The following is a 23,428-nucleotide window of genomic DNA, read 5'->3' on the forward strand; positions in this document are numbered from 1 at the left end:
AGTTATGATCGACAAAGAAGAATTATTAAACAACAAGGATTTCTATAAGTCCTTTAAAAATGGAGAAGATTTAACCACTTTCTTCAAACATATGCACAAACGTGCCGTTGAGCATATGCTGGAAGCAGAACTTGATGCTCATTTGGACAATGAAAAACATGAAAAAACCAAAGAAGGGAACTATCGCAACGGACATGGAACCAAGAAAATAAAATCCTCTTTTGGAGAGAGTGAAATCAAAGTTCCTAGAGACAGGGCAAGTAGTTTTGAACCTGTATTAGTTCCAAAAAGGCATAACATCATTGAAGGTTTGGAGAATATTATTATCTCATTCTACGCCAAAGGTATGAGTGTGGGCGATATCGAAGAGCAGATTAAAGAATTATACGATTTTGAAATATCTTCCTCTGCCATTTCCAGAATTACCAATGCCGTTGCCACCGAAGTGGTGAGCTGGCAAAACCGTCCCTTAGAAGATTTGTATTTAATTGTCTGGATGGACGGAATCGTATTCAAGGTTCGTGAAAACTCCAAGGTCATTAACAAAACCATCTATTTGGCAGTAGGATTAAATCGGGAAGGAAAAAAAGAAGTTCTTGGAATGTGGCTTGGTAAGAATGAAAGTTCGAGCTTCTGGATGAGTGTTTTAACGGATCTCAAAGCTCGTGGCGTGGAAGATATCCTCATTACGGCAACAGATAATCTGAACGGATTTACCCAGACGATCCGTTCGGTTTTTCCTGAATCTCAAACCCAGATCTGTGTGGTTCACCAGATCAGAAATGCCTGTAAATATGTGGTCTGGAAGGACAGAAAAGAGTTCTCTGCTGATATGAAGCATATTTACACCGCGCCAACAAAACAAGCAGCAGAAGCTGCTCTAAGGGATTTTGCAGAAAAATGGGAAGACAAATATTCCTACGCCATCAAATCCTGGAGGGATAATTGGGATGAATTAACCGTATTTTTTGAGTTTCCTTTAGAAATCCGTAAAATCATTTACACCACCAATTTAATCGAGAATCTCAACGGCAAAATCCGAAAATACACCAAAAACAAAATGTCTTTTCCTACCGATGATGCTGTGCTGAAATCTGTTTACCTTGCTTTGAAAGAAGCCACAAAAAAATGGTCGATGCCAATCCAGAATTGGGGTATTGTTCTCAACCAATTTATGCTTATTTTTGAAGAAAGGCTCAGATTATAAAATCCAAGCCCTCACTTTTTAACTTACACACTTTATGGGAGAGTGTCCTAAAACATAAAACAAAAAGTCCCGACATTTCGGGACTTTTTAATTATTATGAGACGAAGTTATTTCTTCGCCTTTTCTTGTAGCTCTTCTTTATCTTTATCAGAAGGGTTCCATACTTTCACTTCAGCGTTTTTATCAATTCCTGAAAGAATCTGTACATTGATTCCGTCACTTGCGCCCAGTTTCACATTTACTTTTTTGAATTTTCCGTCTTTCTGTTTTACCTCAACAAAAGGAACGTCTTTTCCGTTTTTCTTTTCGTATTGAATTAAAGATTCGTCCAAAAGCAACGCATTTTTTTCTGACTTTAAAACAATTTCACCATTCGCAGAAAATCCAGCTCTAATGTATTCATTATTCGGGTTTTTCACATCACCTTCTACAGGGAATTTGATGGTTCCGTTTTCGTCTTTTCCTTTTGGTGCAATCATCGTGAGCGTACCCGGAAAAGTTTTATTCTGAAGAGCACCAATAACGATTTTCATTTCCATTCCCTGCTTCAATTTTCCGGCTTGAGCTTCATCAATTTCTCCCTGAAAAATCAATGAATTCAAATCTGCAATCGAACAAATTGTTGTTCCTGCATTGAAAGAGTTGGCCTCAATTACCTGACTTCCTACTTTTACCGGAACTTCAAGAACAGTTCCTGAAGCTTTAGAACGAATCTGAGTCGTTGCCAAACCTTGTAATTCAGGAATTGCTCCCGTTTTCGCAATCTGCAAAGTTTTTTGTGCTGTCACCAATTGTTGGTTAGCATTTTTCAAAGCCTGTTGCTGCGTGTATAATTGTTGCTGTGACGTTAAATATTCCTGTTTTGAAATTACACCTTGTTTGAATAATTTTTCAGACATCGCAAATTGAGTCTGCATATTCGAAACGTTTGCTTTCGCATTATTAATTTGAAGCTGTGCATTCTGAACATTTTGCGTCGCATTATTTACCTCAGCAATATTCGGAACGATTCTTACCGTTGCAATTAATTGTCCGGCTTCTACTTTATCACCTTCATCTACCAGAATTTTATCGATAATTCCTGCAATATTGGGTTTAATTTCGATTTCTTCCTTAGGAACAATTTTTCCGGTTGCCATTACCTTATCTTCCATATTCTGAATGGTCGGCTTTCTTGTCAGGAATGCTTCAGTCTGCTTTGTGTTTGATTTTACCAGATAACTGATTCCCATCACAAGCACGCCTACAAAAATAATTCCGAGAATAATGTAAATTGCTTTTTTCCAGCTGAACTTCTTTTTCATATGTAATTTTTTATTTTTTTATGGTCATATGTAATCTCACTTATGATTTCACATGTCTAGTTTATTTTAATATTGAACGAGTTTATTTTTATCTATTTTTTGATGTTTCGAAAGCTTTTCCATCGCCGCTTTTAAATCTTCTTTTTTATTAATGAAAAGCAAAACAATCATTCTGCCTTTTGCATCCAGAAAACTAATATTCTGAGTAGATTTATCATAATTGACATTTTTAATTTCAGGAAAAACCGTTTTTAATTCTTCCAAATATTCTTTCTGCTCTTTATCTAAAATGATGATAAAAGATGAGGTATCTGCTAAAAGTTTCGGACTCTGAGAAATATTTTTCATAGGGCTGCTTACCCCAACATTGTTTGCATCAAAATATTCAAAGAACTGATCGAAAATATAATTCCCGTCGATATCGTCTGTGAAAATATTTACCGTATTAAAATTCTGATTGTACTCATAAATAGAATCAGGAAATGTTTCGCTGAACTTTTTTATGGCCTCATCTATAAAATTTTTATCAATAGATTTATTTTCATCAAGATACTTCTCTGTCATCGGATAAATTGCTTTGGCGAAAAGGTTAATGGTCGGGTTATTATACCATTCCCCTTTATCCAAAAGCCCTTTCTGCAAAATTTTCCATGCATAACCGTTTCCTAAAGCTGTTGCAACCGCTTCGTTAAAATAAGAATACGCAAGCTTTGAATATTGCGAAGGGTTTTCATTAAAATATTTTTCCTGCTCAAGCTGAACTTCACGGCTTTGTTCCTGATAAAGAATGTGACACATTTCGTGCATCGTTACACTCAAAGTTCCTTCAATGTCATTCGCATCCGTTAAAGTTCCGATGCATAAAGCATTTCCATGCGGTGTTGAAACTGTACTTCCACTTTTCCCGGGAATAGGATACAATGTTACATAAAACGGAATTTCCTGCTCCCATGAAGATTTATAAAACTTATTAAATTTGACAAACATCTGAGAACTCAAATCTTTATATTTCTTAAGTTCAGTAATCTGCTTTTTTATCTTTAATTCGTTGTCATTCCAGACATATTTTCTGAAGTAAGGCTGAGCATTTTTTAAAACATTCAGCATCTTCACTTGCTCATTAACGGGAAGAAGCCCGGTAATTCTTTCATTAAAATCGCTTAAATCTTTTGACTTTAATGACTGTACAATCAATAATGTCAGGTAACTTTTTCTGTAATTTCTTCCTTTAGGATAATCCTGTCTTACAATTCCTTCATTAAAATCGAGTGACTTAAACTCATTGGCCAGTTTCTGAAAATCCTTATCCCCGGATAATTTAGAGTCAATATACTGCATGTAATTCGACGAAGTACCCTGCTTTTTAGCAGCAGTCTCCATGAAATTGAAAAGACTGTACACTTCGCTTTCCTTAAAAATAAAGAAATCGTTTTTCTGTGCATCAGCAATACCAAAGCAGAAAATAATGAGAATTAGAAAAACTTTTTTCATCATTTATTCAGTTCTTAATGCTTCAATCGGACGTATTTTCACCGCTCTCTGCGCAGGAATCATCCCGATAATTAACCCCAGAATCACCATTATCATCATAGCACTAAAAACATTTCCGTAGTTAACTGTAGGATTATAGAAAGGAAATTCATCCTGTCCCTGCGTCGCCATATCTAATCCCATGAGCAACATAATCCCGAACATAAATCCTAAAAGTCCGGATGAAAGCGTAATCACAACACTTTCCAGCAAAATCTGATTACGCACTTCAGAGGGTTTAGCGCCTAAAGCTCTTCGGATTCCAATTTCTTTGGTTCTTTCTTTTACCGTAATTAAAAGGATGTTTGAAATAGCAATAACTCCGGCAAGAATCGTTAAAGTTCCTACAATAATGGTAAGGAGCTGCATTCCATCTAAGAAACCTGTTAACTTTTTAAATTCTTTACCCAAATTAAAACTTCCGAAAGCATTCGTATCATCAGGTGAAACTTTATTTTTTGCTTTTAAAACGTCTTTAATTTTAACTTCAACATCACTCACTTCAGCATCAGGTTTACTTACTACAGAGAAAACATCAACTTTATCTGCCTTATTAAATAATCTTGTAAACGAAGAAAGCGGAATATAAACCGTACGGTCATTCTCCATCGGACCGCCTCTTTTCACCCTGAAAACACCAATCACATTAAAGAAAACACCTTTTACGTTGATTGATTTCCCTAATGGATTTTCTTTCTTTTTAGCATCAAAAAAATTCTTGTAAATCTCTTCACCAATGACTGCCACATTTTTATTCTGCGACATATCGGCATCATTGAGATATCGTCCGAAAATCAGTTTTTTCTCTGAAATTTTATTTCCAATTGGTGAATCTCCCGTTAAAGTGTAGGTTGCATATTTCCCGTTTCTGGACATTTGTTCACCGGCACTTCCAAAATTCCCTCTTGAGTTTTGAGGTGAAATATAATCAACCTGTGGAACTTTTCTTTCCAACAATTCGATATCCGAAAGACGTAAATCCATCTCTCTTCCTTTAGGAAAACCATCGTAAGGAATCGAAGTGTTTTGCGCCCATAGAAAAATGGTATTGGTAGCAAAACCCGAAAACAGCTTATCGAAACCGTTTTCCATTCCTTTTGCAGCGCCGAGAAGGCTTACATATAGGAACATTCCCCATCCCACTCCAATCATGGTGAGAAAGGTACGAAGCTTATTATTCCGGAGAGAATAATAAATTTCCTGCCATGTATCTTTGCTAAATAAAATATTCATCTTTAATGTCAATTATTTTCAATGTGAATTGTCAATTTCTTCGAGTCAATTGTGAATTTAATTCTTTAAAAATTCACTTGCGAAGCAAAATTGACCACTCACCATTCACTATACAACTATTCCGTTCTCAACGCCTCGATCGGTTTAATTTTCGAAGCTCTGTACGCAGGAACAAATCCGGCGATTAAGCCTGAAAAAACCAATGCTATAAATGCCATTATAATTTCCGTAGTTCCAACACTCGGATTTTTTATAAAGTACGTTTCGAGACTGTCACCAATCAGATGCAGTGTTAAAATTCCGATTCCTACACCTACTAAACCTGAAACTACAGTAATCACAACACTTTCCTGAACGATCAATCCGACAATACTTCCCGGTTTGGCTCCGATGGCTTTTCGTACGCCAATTTCTTTGGTTCTTTCTTTTACAATATAAACCATGATGTTGCTGATTCCGATAATTCCAGCCAGCAAAGTTCCCAGACCGATAAATCCCACAATAGCCGTTAAAACTGCCATAAAAACAAAAGTATCACTCATATTCTGGGCATTGTTCCAGACACGGACGCCATTTTCATCATCCGGCGATACACTTTTTCTGGATTTTAGTTTCTCTTTTAGTTCGTCTCCGTATTTTATAGCTTGATCGGGTGTTAATTTTTCGTCATAAGCGATATAGGCTGTACTTACTGTATCTGAACCTTTTTTCATCTGCTGCAATGTAGAAATGGGTACAGAAATATGCCTTTCATCCCAGTCACCGCCATCATCCGAAAATACCCCGACTACTTTGAACATCGTTCCGTTGATATCAATATCTTTTCCAACAGGATTTCCGTTTTTTATTAAATCACGCTGTACCATTCTACCGATTACAGCAACCTGTTGTTTATTTTTCAAATCGTTTGGTGAAAGATATCTTCCGTCCAAAAGCTTTCTGTTTTCAATAAATTTCTCATCGGGCACTGCACCATTGATTTGATAATTTCCGCTCTCCTTTCCATACTTTACCAAAAGACTGGCTGTATATCTCGGACTTGCATAACCCACCTTTTCTTTATCTGCATTAACCAAAAAATCGTAATCATCATTGTTCATCGTAACCTGTCGGTCAGACTGCAAACCGTTGTAAGCAATGGTAGTTTTACCGGTCACAATGGTAATCAAGTTTTGAGCATCTCTCGCAAATCCTTCAGTAAAGGCATTCTGCAATCCTTTTCCAATTCCGAAAAGAACAATAAAAATGAACAGTCCCAATGCGACGGTAAAGCCCGAAAGCACCGTCCGCAATACATTACTGCGAATCGAACTGAATATTTCCTGCCAACGATCTAGGTCAAACATATTTTTTGTTTTTTTACTTTGTAAAAAAGTCAATTTGCTTTGCAGTGAATTTTGCTTCGCAAGTCAATTATCTTTAATGTCAATTTTTGCCTTATTCAAATTCACAATTGACTATTTACAATTCATTATTTCAACATTCCACTCAAAAGAATAAATGTTGTTTTTAATTTAGCTCCTGCTTTTTCTAAATCTAGTAAGCTAAGATATTCAGATTCAAAAATAATATCAAAGCAAGAATCTAATTCTATTACTGATCCTCTTGCTATTTCAAAATATCTTTTTCTTTCATTTTCCGATTTTCTTGAACAGCCTTCTGTTATATTTAGAACTACTGATGTTGAAGCTCTTCTTATCTGATCTATCAAATTAAATTTTTCCTCAGAAGGAAGTTTTTTCAATACTTTATAGCATTCTAATCTTAACTCTCTTGCCGATTTATAGACATCGAGTTTATAATGATTTAGACTTAAAAACATTTTTTTTCAATTTAAATTTATTTGTGTTTTTATAATTTATTAAATCAATTTTTAAAAATTCACTTGCGAAGCAAAAATTGACCATTCACAATTCACCTTTATAAAACAATCTGCTTTATAAACTCATCACTCTCGATAATTCCGTCGCGGAGAACTACGTTTCTTTTCGTTTGTGCTGCGACATCATTTTCGTGGGTTACGACGATGATGGTTTTTCCTTCGTTATTGATATCCTGAAGCAGTTTCATAATATCATGTGTCGTTTTTGAATCTAACGCTCCGGTTGGTTCATCGGCGAGAACTACTTTTGGGTCGGTTATTAAGGCTCTTGCGATGGCAACTCTCTGTTTTTGTCCACCGGAAAGTTCGTTGGGTAAATGGTTTGCCCATTGTGCTAAACCAACTTTTTCAAGATATTCTAAAGCTTTTTGATTCCTTTCTTTTCTCGAAACGTTTTGATAATATAAAGGAAGCGCAACATTTTCTATTGCGGTTTTATATCCAATCAGATTAAACGACTGGAAAACGAATCCTAAAAACTTCGAACGGTATTCGGCAGCTTTTACTTCATTTAAGTGTTCGATAGGAATTCCGTCAAGTTCATACACCCCGGAATCTTTCTCATCCAGAATCCCAATAATATTCAGCAAAGTTGATTTCCCGGAACCCGAACTTCCCATAATAGAGACAAATTCACCCTCAGAAATATTGAGGTTAATTCCTTTGAGAACGTGTAGTTTACTCTTCCCTGTATCGTATGATTTATGTAAATCCTGAATTACTAACATTAAGCTTTGGATGTTTTTTATGATTGATAAGTAGCCTGAAATATCATTTTGTTACAAGATGAGAAAAATCTTTTATTTTTTATTTGTTTAATATATTATTAATTGAAATTCAACTAAATAAAAAAAAGTGTTTAACCGAAATATGCATTAGTAAATCAATTTTATTGGTTAAGTTCCTCTAATCCAATAGCAAAGGGAGTTTCATGTAAATGTGGAAAACTTTTACAGTTAAAAGCCAGTCAATTAGTGTTTACCCCTTTCAAAATCAGTGTTCATTTTCTAACTTTGTAGGTAGATTATGGGGGAAAATAATTGTGGATCAATATCAAAAATTCATTTTATTAACTTTCAAAAAATCAAATACTTACCAAACTATTGGTAGTATTTACAGAATTCTATTTTTTACAAAAACAAAAGACATAAAAATTACAATATGGGAATTTTCGATAAAAGAGTAAGTTATAAGCCATTTGAGTATCCTGAAGTTCTACAGTTTGTAGAAGCGATCAACAAATCGTTTTGGGTACATTCGGAAGTAGATTTCACGGCTGATGTTCAGGATTTTCATTCTCAGCTTGAGCCGCACGAAAAAAATGCAGTAAAAAATGCGCTTTTGGCCATTGCTCAAATCGAAGTTTCTGTAAAATCTTTCTGGGGAAATCTTTACAACCACCTTCCAAAGCCTGAACTGAATGGTTTGGGAGCAACTTTTGCAGAATGTGAGTTCCGTCATTCGGAAGCGTATTCTCGTTTGCTAGAAGTTTTGGGCTATAATGAAGAATTTACGCACGTTGTGGAAGTTCCTGCTCTAAAAAAGAGAATTGAATTTTTATCAAATGTTTTGAAGCACGCTAATTCTGCAACGCCGAAAGAGTATGTTTCATCACTTCTTTTGTTCAGTATTCTGATTGAAAACGTGTCTTTGTTCTCTCAGTTTGCCATCATCCTTTCGTTTACAAGATTTAAAGGATACATGAAAAATGTTTCGAACATCATTGCCTGGACTTCAGTTGATGAGCAGATTCACGCCAACGGAGGAATTTATCTGATTAATAAAATCCGTGAAGAGCAACCCAATCTTTTAACAGATTCTGACATCGAAGATATTTATACTTTGGTAGACCAGTCTGTAGAATTGGAAGGCGAAATCCTTAGCTGGATTTTCGAATTGGGTGAGCTTGACAAATTCTCGAAAGAAGATTTAATCAACTTTATGAAATATCGTGTTGACGACAGTTTGAAGAAAATCAACATGGCTCCGAGATATAATATTTCTCCTGAACAATACCGTCCGCTAATGTGGTTTGAAGAAGAAGTTTTTGCCAACTCTATGGATGATTTCTTTGCAAAAAGACCGGTGGATTACACGAAGCATGATAAGAGTATTACTGCGAATGATCTGTTTTAATTTGTAATTATGGGAGTCTTTTTTATTTCATATTATTCTGAAATTTTCAAAAAAAATATTGAGTTGGAAAATCATATAAAAAAACTTTCCAATAATTTCATTGAGGTTTTTCCAAACACTTGGTTTATAACTTCATCATCATTAGGAATAGATATAAATAATATTTTATCAAAATACGTTGGTAAGGATGAACAAATTTTAATTACAGAAACAACAGGAGATGTATCTTGTACTGGGATTAATAACAAAACAATAGAATTTTTAAATTCTTACAGTTAAATATATATCATCTATTTTTTTGTTTTCTGCAGTCACGAAATATATAAAAAAATGATTAACGTAATCGTAACTTATACCGTAAAATCTGAGTTTGTTTCTGAAAATAAGAACAACATTCAAAAGTTTTTGAATGACTTTAAAACTTTAGACCAATCAAAATTTGAGTATAAAGTTTTTGTAAAAGAAGACGGTGTTACATTTGTTCATTTTTCAAGTTATGAAAACGAAGAAGTGCAGAATATGGTTTTAAATATTCCGTCCTTTAAAGAATTTCAGAGATTAAGAGACGAAAGCGGATTGAATGATTCTCATAAAGTAGAAATTTTACAGTCAGTTGGAGTTGAATAAATAAAATAGAGGCGCGAGCGAAGCGAGCGTCGAAACAGTTAGCATTAGAGATGTCATGCTGAGTGGAGTCGAAACATCTCACAAACAAAATTGAGATTCCTCGTTCCTCGGAAATCGAAGATTCGGCGTAGTCAATGACAAACTGGAAAATTCAATAGAAACGGGCTTTAGCCCGTTTTAAATAAAAGAAAATTCATTGGCTTTAGCCAAAACTTAAAAGGACTGCCCGAGTTGAAAAGTATGATTTGAAGAAGCAATTAAAAACTTTGTCAAAGATTTTCAACTTTGACAAAGTGTAAAGAAAACAAACCGTTGTTTTAGCCCTGATTGAGCGGTATGTCTGAGCTTTTTTTCTTTGCAAAAGAAAAAAGCGAGTAGCGAAAGCAGGTAGAAAATTGAAGAGAAGCACAAAACGTGAAGCTCTTAAAATATAAAAAATCAATGTACAACGTACATTTTACAATATAGATGAATATGGAAGAACAAAATACAAATATCTGGTGGCTCAACGAAGAATCTGAGCAAATGTTGAACAGAGGTTACCTTTTAAAGGGCGAAACCGTAGACGGTGCGATCGACAGAATTACCACTGCCGCAGCAAAAAGACTATACAAACCTGAATTACAGCCTGCTTTCAAAGAGATGATTACGAAAGGATGGATCAGTTTTTCTTCTCCGGTTTGGGCCAATATGGGAACACAGAGAGGTCTTCCAATCTCTTGTTTCAACGTACATATTCCAGACAGTATCGAAGGGATTACCCATAAAATGGGCGAAGTCATCATGCAGACAAAAATCGGAGGCGGAACTTCAGGATATTTCGGGGAACTTCGTAACAGAGGAACTGCCGTTACCGACAACGGAAAATCTTCAGGAGCGGTTTCTTTCATGAAGCTTTTTGATACTGCAATGGATGTGGTTTCTCAAGGTGGCGTAAGAAGAGGTGCTTTTGCGGCTTATCTGGATATTGACCACGGAGATATTGAAGAATTTTTATCCATCAAAGATATCGGAAGCCCGATTCAGAACCTGTTTACAGGAATTTGCGTTCCTGATTACTGGATGCAGGACATGATTGATGGAGATATGGACAAACGTAAAATCTGGGCAAGAGTTTTGGAAAGCCGTCAGCAAAAAGGTCTTCCTTATATTTTCTTTACCGATAACGTTAACAGAAACAAGCCACAGGTTTATAAAGATTTAGGATTAACGGTAAATGCAAGTAATCTTTGCTCGGAAATCATGCTTCCGTCGACAAGAGAAGAGTCTTTCATCTGCTGTCTTTCATCAATGAACTTAGAATTGTACGACGAGTGGAAAGATACGGATGCTGTAAAATTAGCTATCTACTTCCTTGACGCCGTTTTATCTGAATTTATAGAAAAAACAGAAGGAAATTACTACCTTCAGGGAGCAAGAAATTTCGCAATGCGTCACAGAGCGCTTGGTTTGGGAGTTTTAGGTTACCATTCTTATCTTCAGAAAAACATGATTCCGTTTGAAAGTTTTGAAGCGACTCAGTTCAATGCAAGAGCTTTCAGAAGAATTAAAGAACAGGCAGACCAGGCTACAAGAGAATTGGCAAATATCTACGGAGAACCGGAATTGTTAAAAGGCTATGGAATCCGTAATACCACAACAATGGCGATTGCTCCTACCACTTCAAGTTCTGCAATTTTAGGACAGACTTCTCCGGGAATTGAGCCGTTTGCCTCGAACTATTACAAAGCTGGTCTGGCAAAAGGAAATTTCATGCGTAAGAATAAATATCTTGCTAAATTATTAGAAGAAAAAGGTCTTGACAATGAAGAAACATGGAGAACAATTATGCTGAATCATGGTTCTGTACAACACATCAATGAATTGACAGACGAAGAAAAAGCTGTATTTAAAACCTTCAAAGAAATTTCTCCGATGGAGATTATTTCTCAGGCGGCACAGAGACAGCAATACATCGACCAGGCCCAGTCTCTGAACTTGCAGATTCCTTCAACAATGCCTGTAAAAGATGTAAACTATCTTTACATCGAAGCTTGGAAGAAAGGTGTGAAAACTTTGTATTACCAAAGAAGTTCGTCTGTTTCTAAGGAAATGATGGTGAATTTTGTGACTTGTTCAGCTTGCGAAGCTTAGAATAAGAGCCAAGTAAAAAGAGTCCAACTTGGGCTGTGAGTATATTAAACCGTAGAAATTCTTTCTGCGGTTTTTTTGTTTTAAACGCAAAGTCCGCAAAGTTTCTTTTTTTCATGTTTGAATATTTTTAGTTCGCAAGGGCGTAAATTCAGCGGAGATCGGGTATTTAATAAATATACATTTTGATGATTACTTTTTGAATTGAATATTCACACAGTTTGTCATTCTGAAAGAATCTAAATAGCTTTATTTCTAGTACGTCGAGATTCCTACGGAATGACAAATATGGCGTTAACTTGATCTGTTATTAGTATAAAATAAAAACGTATTTCTAAAAGCTAATAACAAAAAGTAAAATAAATTTTACAAATTGTAAAATATTCTTTACATTTGTTTTATTAAAAATTACAAACATGAATACATTACAACTTTTCCCAAACCGTTACAAAAAATTAGGCTGGTTTATTTTTGTCCCGTCATTGATTCTGGGGTTATTATCGCTTTCTAATATTTTAAATTTTCCGGAAATCTCTTTGCCCGTATTTTATAATTCAGGATTTCCTTTGAGTAATGAAGACTCAGGAATGTTTAAAAATACAGAAATAAATTTCTTTCCTAATCTTTTTGGAATTCTCATTATCATTGGCGGAATTTTAATCGGATGTTCTAAAGAAAAAATTGAAGATGAATATATTTCTAGTTTAAGACTAAAATCTGTTTTCTGGAGTCTGATTGTAACCTACTCTATTGTTTTAGTTTTATTTTTAACAGTATTTGGAACTTTGTTTTTCACTATCATGATCCTGATTATGTTTTTGCCATTGGTTTTATATGTTTTCAGATTTAATTACTTACTGCTTAAAAAATGAAAAACACCATTAAAATACAAAGAGCTTTAAAAAGTTTTACTCAGGAAGATTTAGCCAAAAAAATCGGTGTTTCAAGACAAACCATTAATGCCATGGAAGCAGGAAAATATGTTCCGTCAACTGTTTTAGCTTTAAAAATTGCAAAATGTTTTGGCAAAAAAGTAGAAGAAATTTTTGAACTGGAGGAAGGAGACTGAAAACATTTATAAATCTATTTAACAATGATTTGTCTGTCGAAATTTGTTTCCCCTACCCTAAAGGGAGCAAATTTCTAATTTAGATTGGGTTTACAAAATAAATTCTCTCATCAAACTGTAATCTCCTTTCAAAAATCCTCCCTTTAGGGTCGGGGTAAGATTTTTGAAAGGAAATTTTTATCTTTATAAAAACATAAAAAATGAAAAAATTTAAACCCAATTATCAAGAAGGTATGTGGAAAGGCGCACCTTCGAGTTCATTTTTAAAAGCTCAAGCGTTAAGAAAAAATGAAACAGAAGCTGAGAAAATATTATGGGAAAGACTCAGAAATAATCAATTAAAAGGATATAAATTCAGAAGACAACATCCAATCAGTTTATTTATTGCTGATTTTTATTGTCATCAATTAAAATTAATCATAGAAATTGATGGAGAATATCATCATCTTCCGGAACAGATAGAAAAAGATTTAGAGCGTACTCAAATTTTAGAGAGTAACGATTTGCAACTCATTAGATTTACCAATGAAGAAGTTCAGGAGAATTTAGAAGATGTGATTGCCAAAATTACTCTTAAAATCGACGAAGTTGCACCTCAATAAAAGAAGAAAAACTTTATCAATCTAATTAAATTTAGTACTTTTAATTTCTAAACCTAAGTCAAATGAAATTCGGACAAGTAGAAGACCCTTCGCAAATAGATTTTACATTACCACAAGACCATTCAAGAACGAAAGAAATTTTAAAGCAAAATAAAAAAGGGCTTGAAAATATTTCAATTGGCTGTGCAAAATGGAATAAAACCGATTTAAAAGGCTTTTATCCGAAAGGAACAAAGGATGAGTTGACTTATTACGCAACGCAGTTCAATTCAATTGAATTAAACGCAACGTTCTACGGAATGCCAACTTCAGAACAGGTTTTAACATGGAAAGAAAAAACACCACCTAATTTTAAATTTTTCCCGAAAATCACCAATACAGTTTCACATTTTAGAAGACTTTTAAACATCGATGATGTCGTGACTCAATTTGCCACCGCAGTTTTGAATTTTGATGAAAAACTGGGAATGGTTTTCCTGCAGCTTCATGATAATTTTAAACCCAAAGACTACGAAAGGCTGGAACAGTTTATCAATAAATGGCCAAAAGAAGTTCCTTTAGCCATTGAGCTCAGAAATACGGAATGGTTTACAGATGAAGAAATTTTAGACAAAACATGCACGTTGTTTGAAGAAAACAATATCACCAATATTATCGTCGATACAGCCGGAAGAAGAGATATGCTCCACATGAGACTGACAACTCCGAATGCATTTATCCGTTACGTTGGGGCCAATGCAGAAAGCGATTACGAAAGACTGGACGACTGGTTGAAACATCTTACAGCATGGAAAAAAGAAGGTCTTCAGAATCTTTATTTCTTCGTTCACCAGAATATTGAAAAAGCATCACCGCTTCTTTCAGCCTATTTTATTGAAAATTTAAATAAAGAATGGAAAACAGATCTTCTTATCCCGAAAATGGGACAGGAAAATATGCCGAGCCTATTTTAGATTATTTTTTTCTTACCAACAAAACGAAATTCAGGAACAATAAAAGAAAACAAAGCGTCACCCAAATTCCCATCAGCATATTTTCGTAATTGTAAGCATCGACTTCTTTTTTGGCAATTCCTGAAAGTTTTTCGCTTTGGTTGATGTAATTCTGAACTTCAATCATTTGGTCCATATTTTTATTGGGAACAGAATGCTGTGAAAAATAGACGAGATTTTTTTTACCTAAATATCCAGCAATCCAATATTCATCAGATTTATCCATCTTCAGATATTCTATCCTGTAATATTCGGGACGGATTTTTCCGATATGCTTAGTTTCTAAAGGAGTATTTTTATCAAGATTATTGGTGTTAATCACATAAAAATCTAATGGCTGCGGAAGCTTATTAATCACCTGCAAAGACAGCGAATTATTGACAATCCCAACAACCGATTTTTGAATAAACCAGTATGTAAATATGGAAACCGCAAAGACAACACTTGCAATACGAAACATTTTAGCCAGCTGACCCAATTTACCTCTTTTCAGCTTTGAAAAAAGAAGCGATAAAACCAACGACAGAAAAATAACAAAAATGATAAATCCCATACCGCAAAGATACTTATTTCGCAGAATCTATCTGAACCTTAATCCACATTCCATTCTTTGTAGAACTGGTCGAGGAAAGTCAGCATAAACTGATGCCTTTCTTCGGCTATTTTTTTGCCTTCATTGGTATTCATTAAATCTTTCAGCAGCAAAAGTTTTTCGTAGAAATGATTGATGGTTGTTCCGTTTGATTTTTTGTATTCTTCTTTTGACATATTGAGTTTTGGTTCAATATCCGGATGGTACATCAGATTATTTTTAAAACCTCCGAAATTGAATGTTCTTGCCACTCCTATGGCTCCAATCGCATCAATTCTGTCGGCATCCTGAACAATTTTCAATTCGATTGGTAGATCTTTGGGGGCCTCTCCTCTATTTTTAAACGAAATATTCTGAATCACAAACAGAACCTGATGAATAATTCCATCTTCAACATTTTGGCTTTCTAAAAATTCTCTTGAAATTTTTAGGGCTAAAGTTTCATCTCCATTATGGAATTTCGGATCTGCAATATCATGCAGCAACGCTGAAAGTTCAACAACCTCCAAATTGCACTTTTCAGTCTGAGCAATTTTTTTTGAAAGTTTCCAGACTCTTTCAATGTGAAACCAATCGTGCCCTGCCTCTGCTCCTTCCAGTTTTTCTTTTACGAATTGTATTGTGTTTTCTACGATGTTGTTCATTTTTGAATTTAATTTTTAATATAAATTATTTTTAAACCACCCCGTCAAAAATTCCTTTGGAATTTTTGACACCCCTACAAAGGAGAAATTTTGAATGCTTAAGTTCAAATTTCATTTAAAATAATATTCCAAAGTTTTTTATTATAACTTCTGAAAAAATTGACGTGCCCAATTTCTCCTTTTTCCGATTCAGAAGTATACAAAAATTTATAATCAGGTTTGAGATTAGGATAAATATCATTAAGAAGACTTTTCACTCCTTTTTCCGTCAACCAAACATCATCTTCAGCGTAAACAACAAAAACTTTCTGATTCAATTCTTTGGAATAATCATTTGTTTTAAGCAATAATTTCCCGGTGGATTTCCGGTTCAAAATTAAGGTTCTCCAGTCATAAGCGCAATTTTTTGGAAGACTTTCTCCTAATCCGAACCAATGTGCCGGAAAATAGCCAAATAGCTCCGTAAAAAATGGCTGAGCCAATCCGAAACCAAAAAATGCTTCCAGCTTGGTTTTCCATTTAAGGTTTCCGATAAATGCATTTTGAGTGGCTACGAATATAAATTTTTCAAATATTTTAGAATACTCATTCATTCCCAGTATTAAAGCACCGACTGAATGCCCGAGACAAAATTTTTGATAATCAGAATAATTTTCAATGATAAACTTTGTGACGGTTGTAAAATCTTCACTTCCCCAGGTTCTCATAGAAGCTTTAAAATTTCGCATTTTGAGTGGTTTCGAAAGTCCGATTCCACGATAATCATACGTAATAACCGTAAATCCGTTTTCAGCAAAAAACTGAGCAAAAGAAAAGTAAACCTGTTGCTTTACACCTGTTGCAGAATTAATGAGAATAATTTTGCCGTTCGGTTTTTCAGGTTTAAAAAGATGTGCCGTAAGCTGAGCTTGATTTTTGGTCGTCAGTATTAATTTCTCCATGATTAACAATAAAAAAATCCACATCAAATGTGGACTTTTTAATAGTATAAATTATCTGTTTTAAGACTTTTCAATATGCATTAAATAAAGTTTACATCAAATCTTTTAAATAAGGAAGAGCCGATTGGGCTCCTTTTCCTAAGGAAACTTTTGAAGAAACCAAATTCCCGAACTTCACGCAGTCTTCAATTGTATTTTTATGACACAAAGCAACCGCAAAACCTGAAGTAAAAGCATCTCCCATTCCCATTTTATAAACCATGCTTTCGTTTTCATTCCGGAAATATTTCATTTCGGTACCATCAAAATAAATGGTAGAATTGGTTTCGTCCCGTACAAAAAGCTTATTGAAATATTTTTTAAGAATTTCTTCTCTTTGATCTTCTCCAAAGATAATTGAAAGTTCATTCGATTTAGCGATAATAAAATCGACACGATCAAGAAGTTCATTGTTAATTTTCGTTCCTGGCGAAGCATACAGCCCAACCAATTTTCCTAAATCTTTCGCTTTTTTTACCGTGTACTCAACAACCTCCATTGGAATTTCTAACTGTAAAAGAACAAGATCTGACGCATGAATATACTTTTCTGCATCATCCACCTGTTTTGAAGTTATCATTTTGTTGGAACCCGGGTCTGCAACAATTGAAAAATCTTCGCCACAGCTTGTCACATATGCTATTGCAGTGGACTGCTGATCGGTTTCATAAACAAAACCTACATTTACATTTTCGTTTACAAGATTACGCATAATTTGCTGTCCCAGAGGATCAATCCCGACACAGCCTATAAAGTAAACACTCGCTCCCAATCTTGCCGTTCCTACCGCCTGATTAGCACCTTTCCCTCCAAAATAGTTTTCAGAATGTTTTGCTATTACCGTTTCATTGCATCCAGGAATTTTGTCGGTATACAATACCAGATCCAGTGTACAACTGCCTACGACCACAATTTTTGGATGTTCTGAGGAAAAATTCATAACTTAAATCGTTAATCTTATCAATAAAATTACTACCGACTAAATGTAAGCAATTTTAGCTGACTAATATTTCAATAAATTCAGTAATTATTTTTACCGGATTATTTTTCTCATCAAATCCTATATAACTTGCGTAAAAGCCTTCTCCGTAACCAGTTTCGAAAGCGAAAATATTCCCGGGGTTTTCTTCGTTTGGTTTTAAGAATGCAAACTGATCAATCGCACCGTTTTCATCAAAAAAATGTTCATGAAAAAATTCCTCGTAAATTCCCATGAAATCATCTCCTTTTCTCTGGAAAAGTTTTTGTTCTAAAAGATTAAGCTGTTCTTGAGTCTGAAGATCCATAAAACACCCCATTCCGCTTTCTACAGGATAACCGAAAACTTCGCCTTCAGAAAGTTCTTTTATATTTTGATTGTCTGTCGTTGCCAGTTTCCATGAGGAAATTTTTGCATTGCTGAAAACAATTTCAGCATACGCAACACAATTGCTTTCTCTTTCTTTGTGAAGCAAAACCTGAAAATCTCCTTTTGGAAATTCAGTAGAAAACGGCTGCATATCATTGGTGATCAAAGGATCACAAGCAACCAGTTTTCCGGTCGAAAGATAAATTTTTCCGACTTCAAAACTCTCCAATAACGGGCTTTCTACAAAGTCTTTAGAGAAAAGTTTTTGTATATTTTCTAAATGTGTCATTATTTTTTGCTGGGTGTTTGATGATAGAAGCTGGATGTTTTTATGATGACTTTAAAATCATCCGACATCCAGCTTCCGACATCCTACAATGTTTTTAGCTTCTCTTCCAAAATCGCAATTTTCTCAAGCGCATCTTTTTGCTTTTTACGCTCAACTTCTACAACTTCCGGCTTTGCGTTGGCAACAAATTTTTCGTTTGATAATTTCTTATCCACAGAAATCAAGAATCCTTTTAAATATTTTAATTCTTCTTCTGTCTTTATTTTTTCTTCTCCTAAATCTAAGTTTTCACTTAAAGGAATTGAAATTTCCGTTGCACCTACCAGGAACGTAAAGCTTGGCTTATCTGTTTTTGTTCCGAAATGAATTTCTGAAACATTGGCTAATTTTTTAATTACCGATTCGTTTGCAAATTCTGAAGCATTGGTATAAACTTCAACCACTTCTTTTGGAGAAATACCTTTTGTCTGACGGTAATTTCTAACACCTGAAATAATTTCAGATGCCGTTTCGAAGTTTTTGATAATATCTTCGTTGAATGCTTCTGCTTTTTTCTGTTGCGCGACAATTAATGCATCTTCAATATTTCTTTCCGAAATTGTTTGCCACAATTCCTCTGTTAAGAAAGGCATGAATGGATGCAATAATTTCATTAATTCCTCAAAAAGAGCAACTGTTTTATTGTAAACTTCCTTAGAAATTCCTTCACCATAATTCGGTTTAATGGCTTCCAGATACCAAGAACAGAAATCATCCCAGATTAATTTATAGATCAAATGTAAAGCATCCGAGATTCTGAATTTTTCAAACTGATCATTAATTTCAGCAATAGTTTTGTTTAATTTATTTTCAAACCATTCAATTGCCTGAATTTCTGTTGAGTTCGCTGGCTTATCTTCATGATTCCACATATTGATCAAACGGAATGCACTCCAGATTTTAGACATGAAATTTCTTCCCTGCAACATCAAATCTTCATCAAAAAGAAGGTCATTTCCTGCCGCAGAACTTAATAAAATTCCTACACGAACTCCATCTGCTCCATATTTATCCATCAGTTCCAACGGATCCGGTGAATTTCCTAAAGATTTTGACATCTTTCTTCTCTGCTTATCTCTTACAATCCCTGTGAAATAAACATTTTTGAACGGAACTTCGTTTCTGTATTCCAATCCTGCCATGATCATTCTTGCTACCCAGAAGAAAATAATATCCGGACCAGTTACCAAGTCAGATGTTGGATAATAATAATTGATGTCTTTGTTTTCAGGATCAAGCAATCCGTCGAAAACAGACATTGGCCACAACCAAGATGAAAACCATGTATCAAGAGCGTCTTCGTCTTGTTTTAAGTTGTCTGTTGTTAGTTGATCGTTGTTTGTTTTTTGTTTTGCAAGTTCTAATGCTTCTTCGATGGTCTCTGCAACTACAAAATCATTTTCTCCATCACCGTAATAATACGCCGGAATTTGCTGTCCCCACCAAAGCTGACGGGAAATATTCCAGTCGCGGATGTTTTCCATCCAATGTTTGTAAGTATTTTTAAACTTTTCAGGATAAAATTTAACTTTATCATCCATTACAACATCCAAAGCCGGTTTTCCCAATTCAGACATTTTTAAGAACCACTGAACAGAAACTTTAGGCTCGATCACCGCACCTGTTCTTTCCGAAGTTCCTACTTTATTTACATAATCTTCTGCTTTCAACAAAAGATCTTTTTCTTCTAATTCTTTGGCGATTTGCTTTCTTACCTCAAATCTGTTTTTTCCGGCATAATGTAGACCGTAATCGTTCAGATTTCCGTCATCGTCCAAAGCATCAATCATCTGAAGATTGTGTTTTTGTCCGATTTCGTAGTCGTTAATATCGTGAGCCGGAGTGATTTTCAATGCACCTGTTCCAAATTCAATGTCAACATATTCGTCTTCGATGATCGGAATTACTCTGTCAACGATCGGTACGATTACTTTTTTACCTTTTAAATGAGCGTATCGCTCATCATTTGGATTGATACAAACCGCAGTGTCTCCGAAAATTGTTTCAGGACGTGTTGTAGCTACCGAAAGGAATTCTTCCGAACCTTCGATTTTATATTTTAGGAAATATAATTTTCCGTTTTGTTCTTTAAAAATTACTTCTTCGTCGGAAATATTGGTTTTCGCTTCCGGATCCCAGTTGACCATTCTGTAACCACGGTAAATCAATCCTTTATTGTAAAGATCAACAAAAGATTTGATCACCTGCTGAGAAAGTTTTGGTTCCATGGTGAAACGGGTTCTGTCCCAATCGCAAGAACAACCTAGTTTTTTCAACTGCTCAAGAATCGTTCCGCCGTATTTATCAGTCCAGTCCCAGGCGTGTTTTAAGAATTCTTCGCGGGTAATATCAGATTTGCTGACTCCTTCTGATTTCAGTTTAGCAACAACTTTAGCCTCAGTAGCAATTGAAGCGTGATCTGTTCCCGGAACCCAACAAGCATTAAAGCCCTGCATTCTTGCACGACGGACCAGAACATCCTGAATGGTATTGTTAAGCATATGCCCCATGTGCAAGATCCCCGTAACGTTTGGCGGAGGAATTACAACAGTATAAGGCGGCTTATCATTAGGCTCTGAGTGGAAGTATTTGTTTTCCAACCAGTAATTGTACCACTTTTGTTCTGTTTCCTGTGGATTGTACTTTTCTGAAATCTGCATAAATTCTATTACTTTAATTTACAATTTGCAAAAATAGTCTAAAGAAAAAAAATTTTAAGTATGAATTAAAATAATTTTTAACTTTGTTTCTCAAAATTTATCTAACAAACATATTAACATTCAAGAATATGAAAAATTTATTTGCAGGAATTGCATTATTCGGAACATTTGCTTTGGCATCTGCTCAGACCATCACATTTGATAAAACTACCTATGAATATGGTCAAATTAAACCAAATTCTGACGGAACAAGATTTTTTACCGTAACAAATACAGGTGATAAACCTCTTATCATTTCTAATGTAAAACCATCTTGCGGATGTACAACACCGGAATTCAGCACTGCACCCATTGCTCCTGGTAAATCTGCTAAAATTAAAGTGGGATACAACACTGCAAGTGTTTCTCCTTTCAACAAAATGATCGAGGTATTTTCTAATGATCCTGTAAACAGCAGAAGTGTAATTTACATCAAAGGTGAAGTTACTCCAAATGCACCGGATCCAAAACCGTTAACTCCGGCAGAGCTTAAAGCTAAAGCTAAAGAAGAGAAAAAAGCTGCTAAAGCTGCAAAAAAAGTAGCGGCAGCAAAATAAATTTCTACTAAAAATATACAAACCGTCTCTATCGAGACGGTTTTTTTTATACATTTATGTTGGGTTTAGTTGATGGTTGATTGATTTTTGGTTGATGGAATCTACTAAATATTTTAATTCTAAAACTTAAATAAAAACATGAATACTAATTTTTCAGACGATTTTCAGATAAAAGGAAAATTTTCAATCAAAAATACTTCAACAGAATACAAAGGGAAGCTTACAAAAGAAGAAGGTGTACAAATGCTAATCAAAGAAAAAGAAAAGCTGAGAGAATTACAGGAGAAGCTTTATGCAGACGGCAGCAAATCTCTTTTGGTTGTACTTCAGGCTATGGATGCTGCAGGAAAAGACAGCCTGATTGAGCATGTTTTTGGTGGAGTAAATCCCCAAGGCTGTAATGTAACAAGCTTTAAAACGCCAAGTTCAAGAGAATATTCACACGATTTTCTGTGGAGGCATTATTTGGCTCTTCCCCAAAAAGGAATGATCGGAATTTTCAACCGTTCTCATTATGAAAGTGTGCTGGTTTGCAAAGTACATCCTGAATATAATTTAAGTGAAAAAACTTGGGATTCCGTAAAAGATTTTGATGATAAATTCTGGGAAAACCGTTATGAAAGTATCAGAAATTTTGAAAAACATTTAGCCCAAAACGGAACTACAATTGTAAAAATATTTCTGCATGTTTCTAAAGATGAGCAAAAGAAAAGACTATTAGACCGAATCAACGAACAGGAAAAAAACTGGAAGTTTTCAACTTCTGACCTTCCCGAAAGAGCATTGTTCCCGAAATATATGGAATGCTACGAAACTGCCATCAACGAAACTTCAAAAGATCATGCTCCCTGGTATGTAATTCCTGCAGATAATAAATGGTTTGCAAGACTTTCGGCAATACAGATCATCATTGATACTTTAGAAAAAATGGATTTGAAGTTTCCGGAACTTTCAGACGAAGACAGAAAAGGTCTCGAAGATGCGAAAAAACAATTGGAAAGCGAATAAAAAAAGCCAAGAAAAAAGTAAAAAGAATCAAGTAAAATTGCCGCGAATACACGAATTATTTTCAGAAAAGAATATTTGTGTATTAGTTGTATTCTTACAAAAAATCACGAGAAAATCTATAAGCCGGATTTTGTATCCCGAAAAGTCGGGATGCCTGTTATTTATCTGCGTTTTACATTGCTGCAAAACTTGAGCTGATTACCCCTCGGTTTTCAGGACGAGCCGCCCCTATTTTCATTGCTGAAAAGAACCGATATACTTATCATTGCACCGCAAAGAGTTTACCTGGTTTCACTACAGCCGAACTGTACCTGCTTTCTGTTGCACTTGTCCTATCCTCGCGGATGACGGATGTTATCCGCTTTGCTGCTCTATGGTGTCCGGACTTTCCTACCCTTACCGAAATAAGAATCAACAGGCCGATTTTCTCGTGGCTGCAAAGATAGGAAATTGCCGTATATAAAAAGTGAATTGTGAATAGTCAATTCTTTTCCTTGTCAATTTTTGAAACTTTATAACCAAATTTTCAAAATAAAATTCACAATTGACTTACAAAGTAA

At 34.9% G+C, this 23,428-nt stretch carries 23 protein-coding genes and 1 other RNA gene; 11 read left to right on the forward strand and 13 right to left on the reverse strand.

Annotated features, from left to right (window positions below; translation table 11 throughout):
* The first annotated feature begins 4 nt into the window (after nt 1-4).
* Nucleotides 5-1,207, forward strand: a complete 1,203-nt coding sequence (locus tag ACR1PN_RS11915; protein ID WP_433980217.1) for an IS256 family transposase — start codon at nt 5-7, stop codon at nt 1,205-1,207.
* A 107-nt stretch (nt 1,208-1,314) separates the two neighbouring features.
* On the opposite strand, the gene ACR1PN_RS11920 is transcribed toward ACR1PN_RS11915, so the two are convergent.
* From ACR1PN_RS11920 to ACR1PN_RS11945, 6 genes are all read right to left on the reverse strand, one after another.
* Complete coding sequence (locus tag ACR1PN_RS11920) at nt 1,315-2,511, reverse strand: efflux RND transporter periplasmic adaptor subunit (RefSeq protein WP_433980218.1); 1,197 nt, start codon at nt 2,509-2,511, stop codon at nt 1,315-1,317.
* Between the two features lie 66 nt (nt 2,512-2,577).
* Entirely contained in the window at nt 2,578-4,005 is a 1,428-nt protein-coding gene (locus tag ACR1PN_RS11925) for a hypothetical protein (RefSeq protein WP_433980219.1), read from the reverse strand.
* Nucleotides 4,006-5,274: an ABC transporter permease gene (locus tag ACR1PN_RS11930; RefSeq protein WP_378179838.1), complete on the reverse strand. Its 1,269-nt coding sequence runs from the start codon at nt 5,272-5,274 to the stop codon at nt 4,006-4,008. It abuts the gene before it with no gap.
* Nucleotides 5,275-5,390: 116 nt separating this feature from the next.
* Nucleotides 5,391-6,620 (reverse strand): ABC transporter permease, encoded by a 1,230-nt coding sequence (locus tag ACR1PN_RS11935; RefSeq protein WP_378179834.1) that lies wholly within the window; start codon nt 6,618-6,620, stop codon nt 5,391-5,393.
* 125 nt (nt 6,621-6,745) lie between these two features.
* Entirely contained in the window at nt 6,746-7,096 is a 351-nt protein-coding gene (locus tag ACR1PN_RS11940; protein ID WP_433980220.1) for a four helix bundle protein, read from the reverse strand.
* Nucleotides 7,097-7,194: 98 nt separating this feature from the next.
* Nucleotides 7,195-7,884: an ABC transporter ATP-binding protein gene (locus tag ACR1PN_RS11945; RefSeq protein WP_378179831.1), complete on the reverse strand. Its 690-nt coding sequence runs from the start codon at nt 7,882-7,884 to the stop codon at nt 7,195-7,197.
* A gap of 433 nt (nt 7,885-8,317) precedes the next feature.
* Here ACR1PN_RS11945 and ACR1PN_RS11950 point away from each other — a divergent pair, with 433 nt between their 5' ends.
* From ACR1PN_RS11950 to ACR1PN_RS11985, 8 genes are all read left to right on the forward strand, one after another.
* Complete coding sequence (locus ACR1PN_RS11950) at nt 8,318-9,292, forward strand: ribonucleotide-diphosphate reductase subunit beta (protein ID WP_378179828.1); 975 nt, start codon at nt 8,318-8,320, stop codon at nt 9,290-9,292.
* Between the two features lie 63 nt (nt 9,293-9,355).
* Nucleotides 9,356-9,571, forward strand: a complete 216-nt coding sequence (locus ACR1PN_RS11955) for a hypothetical protein (protein WP_433980221.1) — start codon at nt 9,356-9,358, stop codon at nt 9,569-9,571.
* A gap of 51 nt (nt 9,572-9,622) precedes the next feature.
* Nucleotides 9,623-9,919, forward strand: a complete 297-nt coding sequence (locus ACR1PN_RS11960) for a hypothetical protein (protein ID WP_433980222.1) — start codon at nt 9,623-9,625, stop codon at nt 9,917-9,919.
* Between the two features lie 474 nt (nt 9,920-10,393).
* Nucleotides 10,394-12,052 carry a ribonucleoside-diphosphate reductase subunit alpha gene (locus ACR1PN_RS11965; protein ID WP_378179822.1) on the forward strand — a complete coding sequence of 553 codons (1,659 nt, stop codon included), beginning with the start codon at nt 10,394-10,396 and terminating at the stop codon, nt 12,050-12,052.
* A gap of 413 nt (nt 12,053-12,465) precedes the next feature.
* Entirely contained in the window at nt 12,466-12,921 is a 456-nt protein-coding gene (locus ACR1PN_RS11970) for a hypothetical protein (RefSeq protein ID WP_378179819.1), read from the forward strand.
* Nucleotides 12,918-13,118: a helix-turn-helix transcriptional regulator gene (locus tag ACR1PN_RS11975; RefSeq protein ID WP_433980223.1), complete on the forward strand. Its 201-nt coding sequence runs from the start codon at nt 12,918-12,920 to the stop codon at nt 13,116-13,118. The genes ACR1PN_RS11970 and ACR1PN_RS11975 overlap by 4 nt, the downstream gene beginning before the upstream one ends.
* A 200-nt stretch (nt 13,119-13,318) precedes the next feature.
* Nucleotides 13,319-13,720, forward strand: a complete 402-nt coding sequence (locus ACR1PN_RS11980; RefSeq protein WP_433980224.1) for an endonuclease domain-containing protein — start codon at nt 13,319-13,321, stop codon at nt 13,718-13,720.
* A gap of 62 nt (nt 13,721-13,782) precedes the next feature.
* Nucleotides 13,783-14,673, forward strand: coding sequence for a DUF72 domain-containing protein (locus ACR1PN_RS11985; RefSeq protein ID WP_433980225.1), 891 nt, complete (start codon nt 13,783-13,785; stop codon nt 14,671-14,673).
* A gap of 1 nt (nt 14,674) precedes the next feature.
* Here the strand turns inward: ACR1PN_RS11985 and ACR1PN_RS11990 are convergent, their stop codons facing one another.
* From ACR1PN_RS11990 to ACR1PN_RS12015, 6 genes are all read right to left on the reverse strand, one after another.
* Nucleotides 14,675-15,265, reverse strand: coding sequence for a hypothetical protein (locus ACR1PN_RS11990; protein ID WP_433980226.1), 591 nt, complete (start codon nt 15,263-15,265; stop codon nt 14,675-14,677).
* Between the two features lie 38 nt (nt 15,266-15,303).
* Nucleotides 15,304-15,948 (reverse strand): HD domain-containing protein, encoded by a 645-nt coding sequence (locus ACR1PN_RS11995; RefSeq protein ID WP_433980227.1) that lies wholly within the window; start codon nt 15,946-15,948, stop codon nt 15,304-15,306.
* Between the two features lie 104 nt (nt 15,949-16,052).
* A complete protein-coding gene (locus ACR1PN_RS12000; protein WP_433980228.1) occupies nt 16,053-16,889 on the reverse strand; it encodes an alpha/beta hydrolase family protein in 837 nt (278 codons plus the stop codon).
* 91 nt (nt 16,890-16,980) lie between these two features.
* Nucleotides 16,981-17,868 (reverse strand): ribokinase, encoded by an 888-nt coding sequence (locus ACR1PN_RS12005; RefSeq protein ID WP_433980229.1) that lies wholly within the window; start codon nt 17,866-17,868, stop codon nt 16,981-16,983.
* Between the two features lie 55 nt (nt 17,869-17,923).
* Complete coding sequence (locus tag ACR1PN_RS12010; protein WP_378183659.1) at nt 17,924-18,565, reverse strand: DUF4241 domain-containing protein; 642 nt, start codon at nt 18,563-18,565, stop codon at nt 17,924-17,926.
* A gap of 83 nt (nt 18,566-18,648) precedes the next feature.
* Nucleotides 18,649-21,264, reverse strand: coding sequence for a valine--tRNA ligase (locus ACR1PN_RS12015; protein ID WP_433980230.1), 2,616 nt, complete (start codon nt 21,262-21,264; stop codon nt 18,649-18,651).
* A gap of 128 nt (nt 21,265-21,392) precedes the next feature.
* Between ACR1PN_RS12015 and ACR1PN_RS12020 the strand changes: the two genes are divergently transcribed.
* Together ACR1PN_RS12020 and ACR1PN_RS12025 are read left to right on the forward strand one after the other, a co-directional pair.
* Nucleotides 21,393-21,860 carry a DUF1573 domain-containing protein gene (locus ACR1PN_RS12020; protein WP_034674454.1) on the forward strand — a complete coding sequence of 156 codons (468 nt, stop codon included), beginning with the start codon at nt 21,393-21,395 and terminating at the stop codon, nt 21,858-21,860.
* A 138-nt stretch (nt 21,861-21,998) separates the two neighbouring features.
* Nucleotides 21,999-22,868 carry a polyphosphate kinase 2 family protein gene (locus ACR1PN_RS12025; RefSeq protein WP_433980231.1) on the forward strand — a complete coding sequence of 290 codons (870 nt, stop codon included), beginning with the start codon at nt 21,999-22,001 and terminating at the stop codon, nt 22,866-22,868.
* A gap of 103 nt (nt 22,869-22,971) precedes the next feature.
* Here ACR1PN_RS12025 and rnpB read toward each other — a convergent pair.
* Nucleotides 22,972-23,299, reverse strand: an RNA gene (gene rnpB, locus ACR1PN_RS12030) — RNase P RNA component class A.
* Nucleotides 23,300-23,428: the final 129 nt, after the last annotated feature.

Origin of the sequence: Chryseobacterium sp. RLHN22 (assembly GCF_051011795.1) — a bacterium.
Lineage (GTDB): Bacteria > Bacteroidota > Bacteroidia > Flavobacteriales > Weeksellaceae > Chryseobacterium > Chryseobacterium zhengzhouense.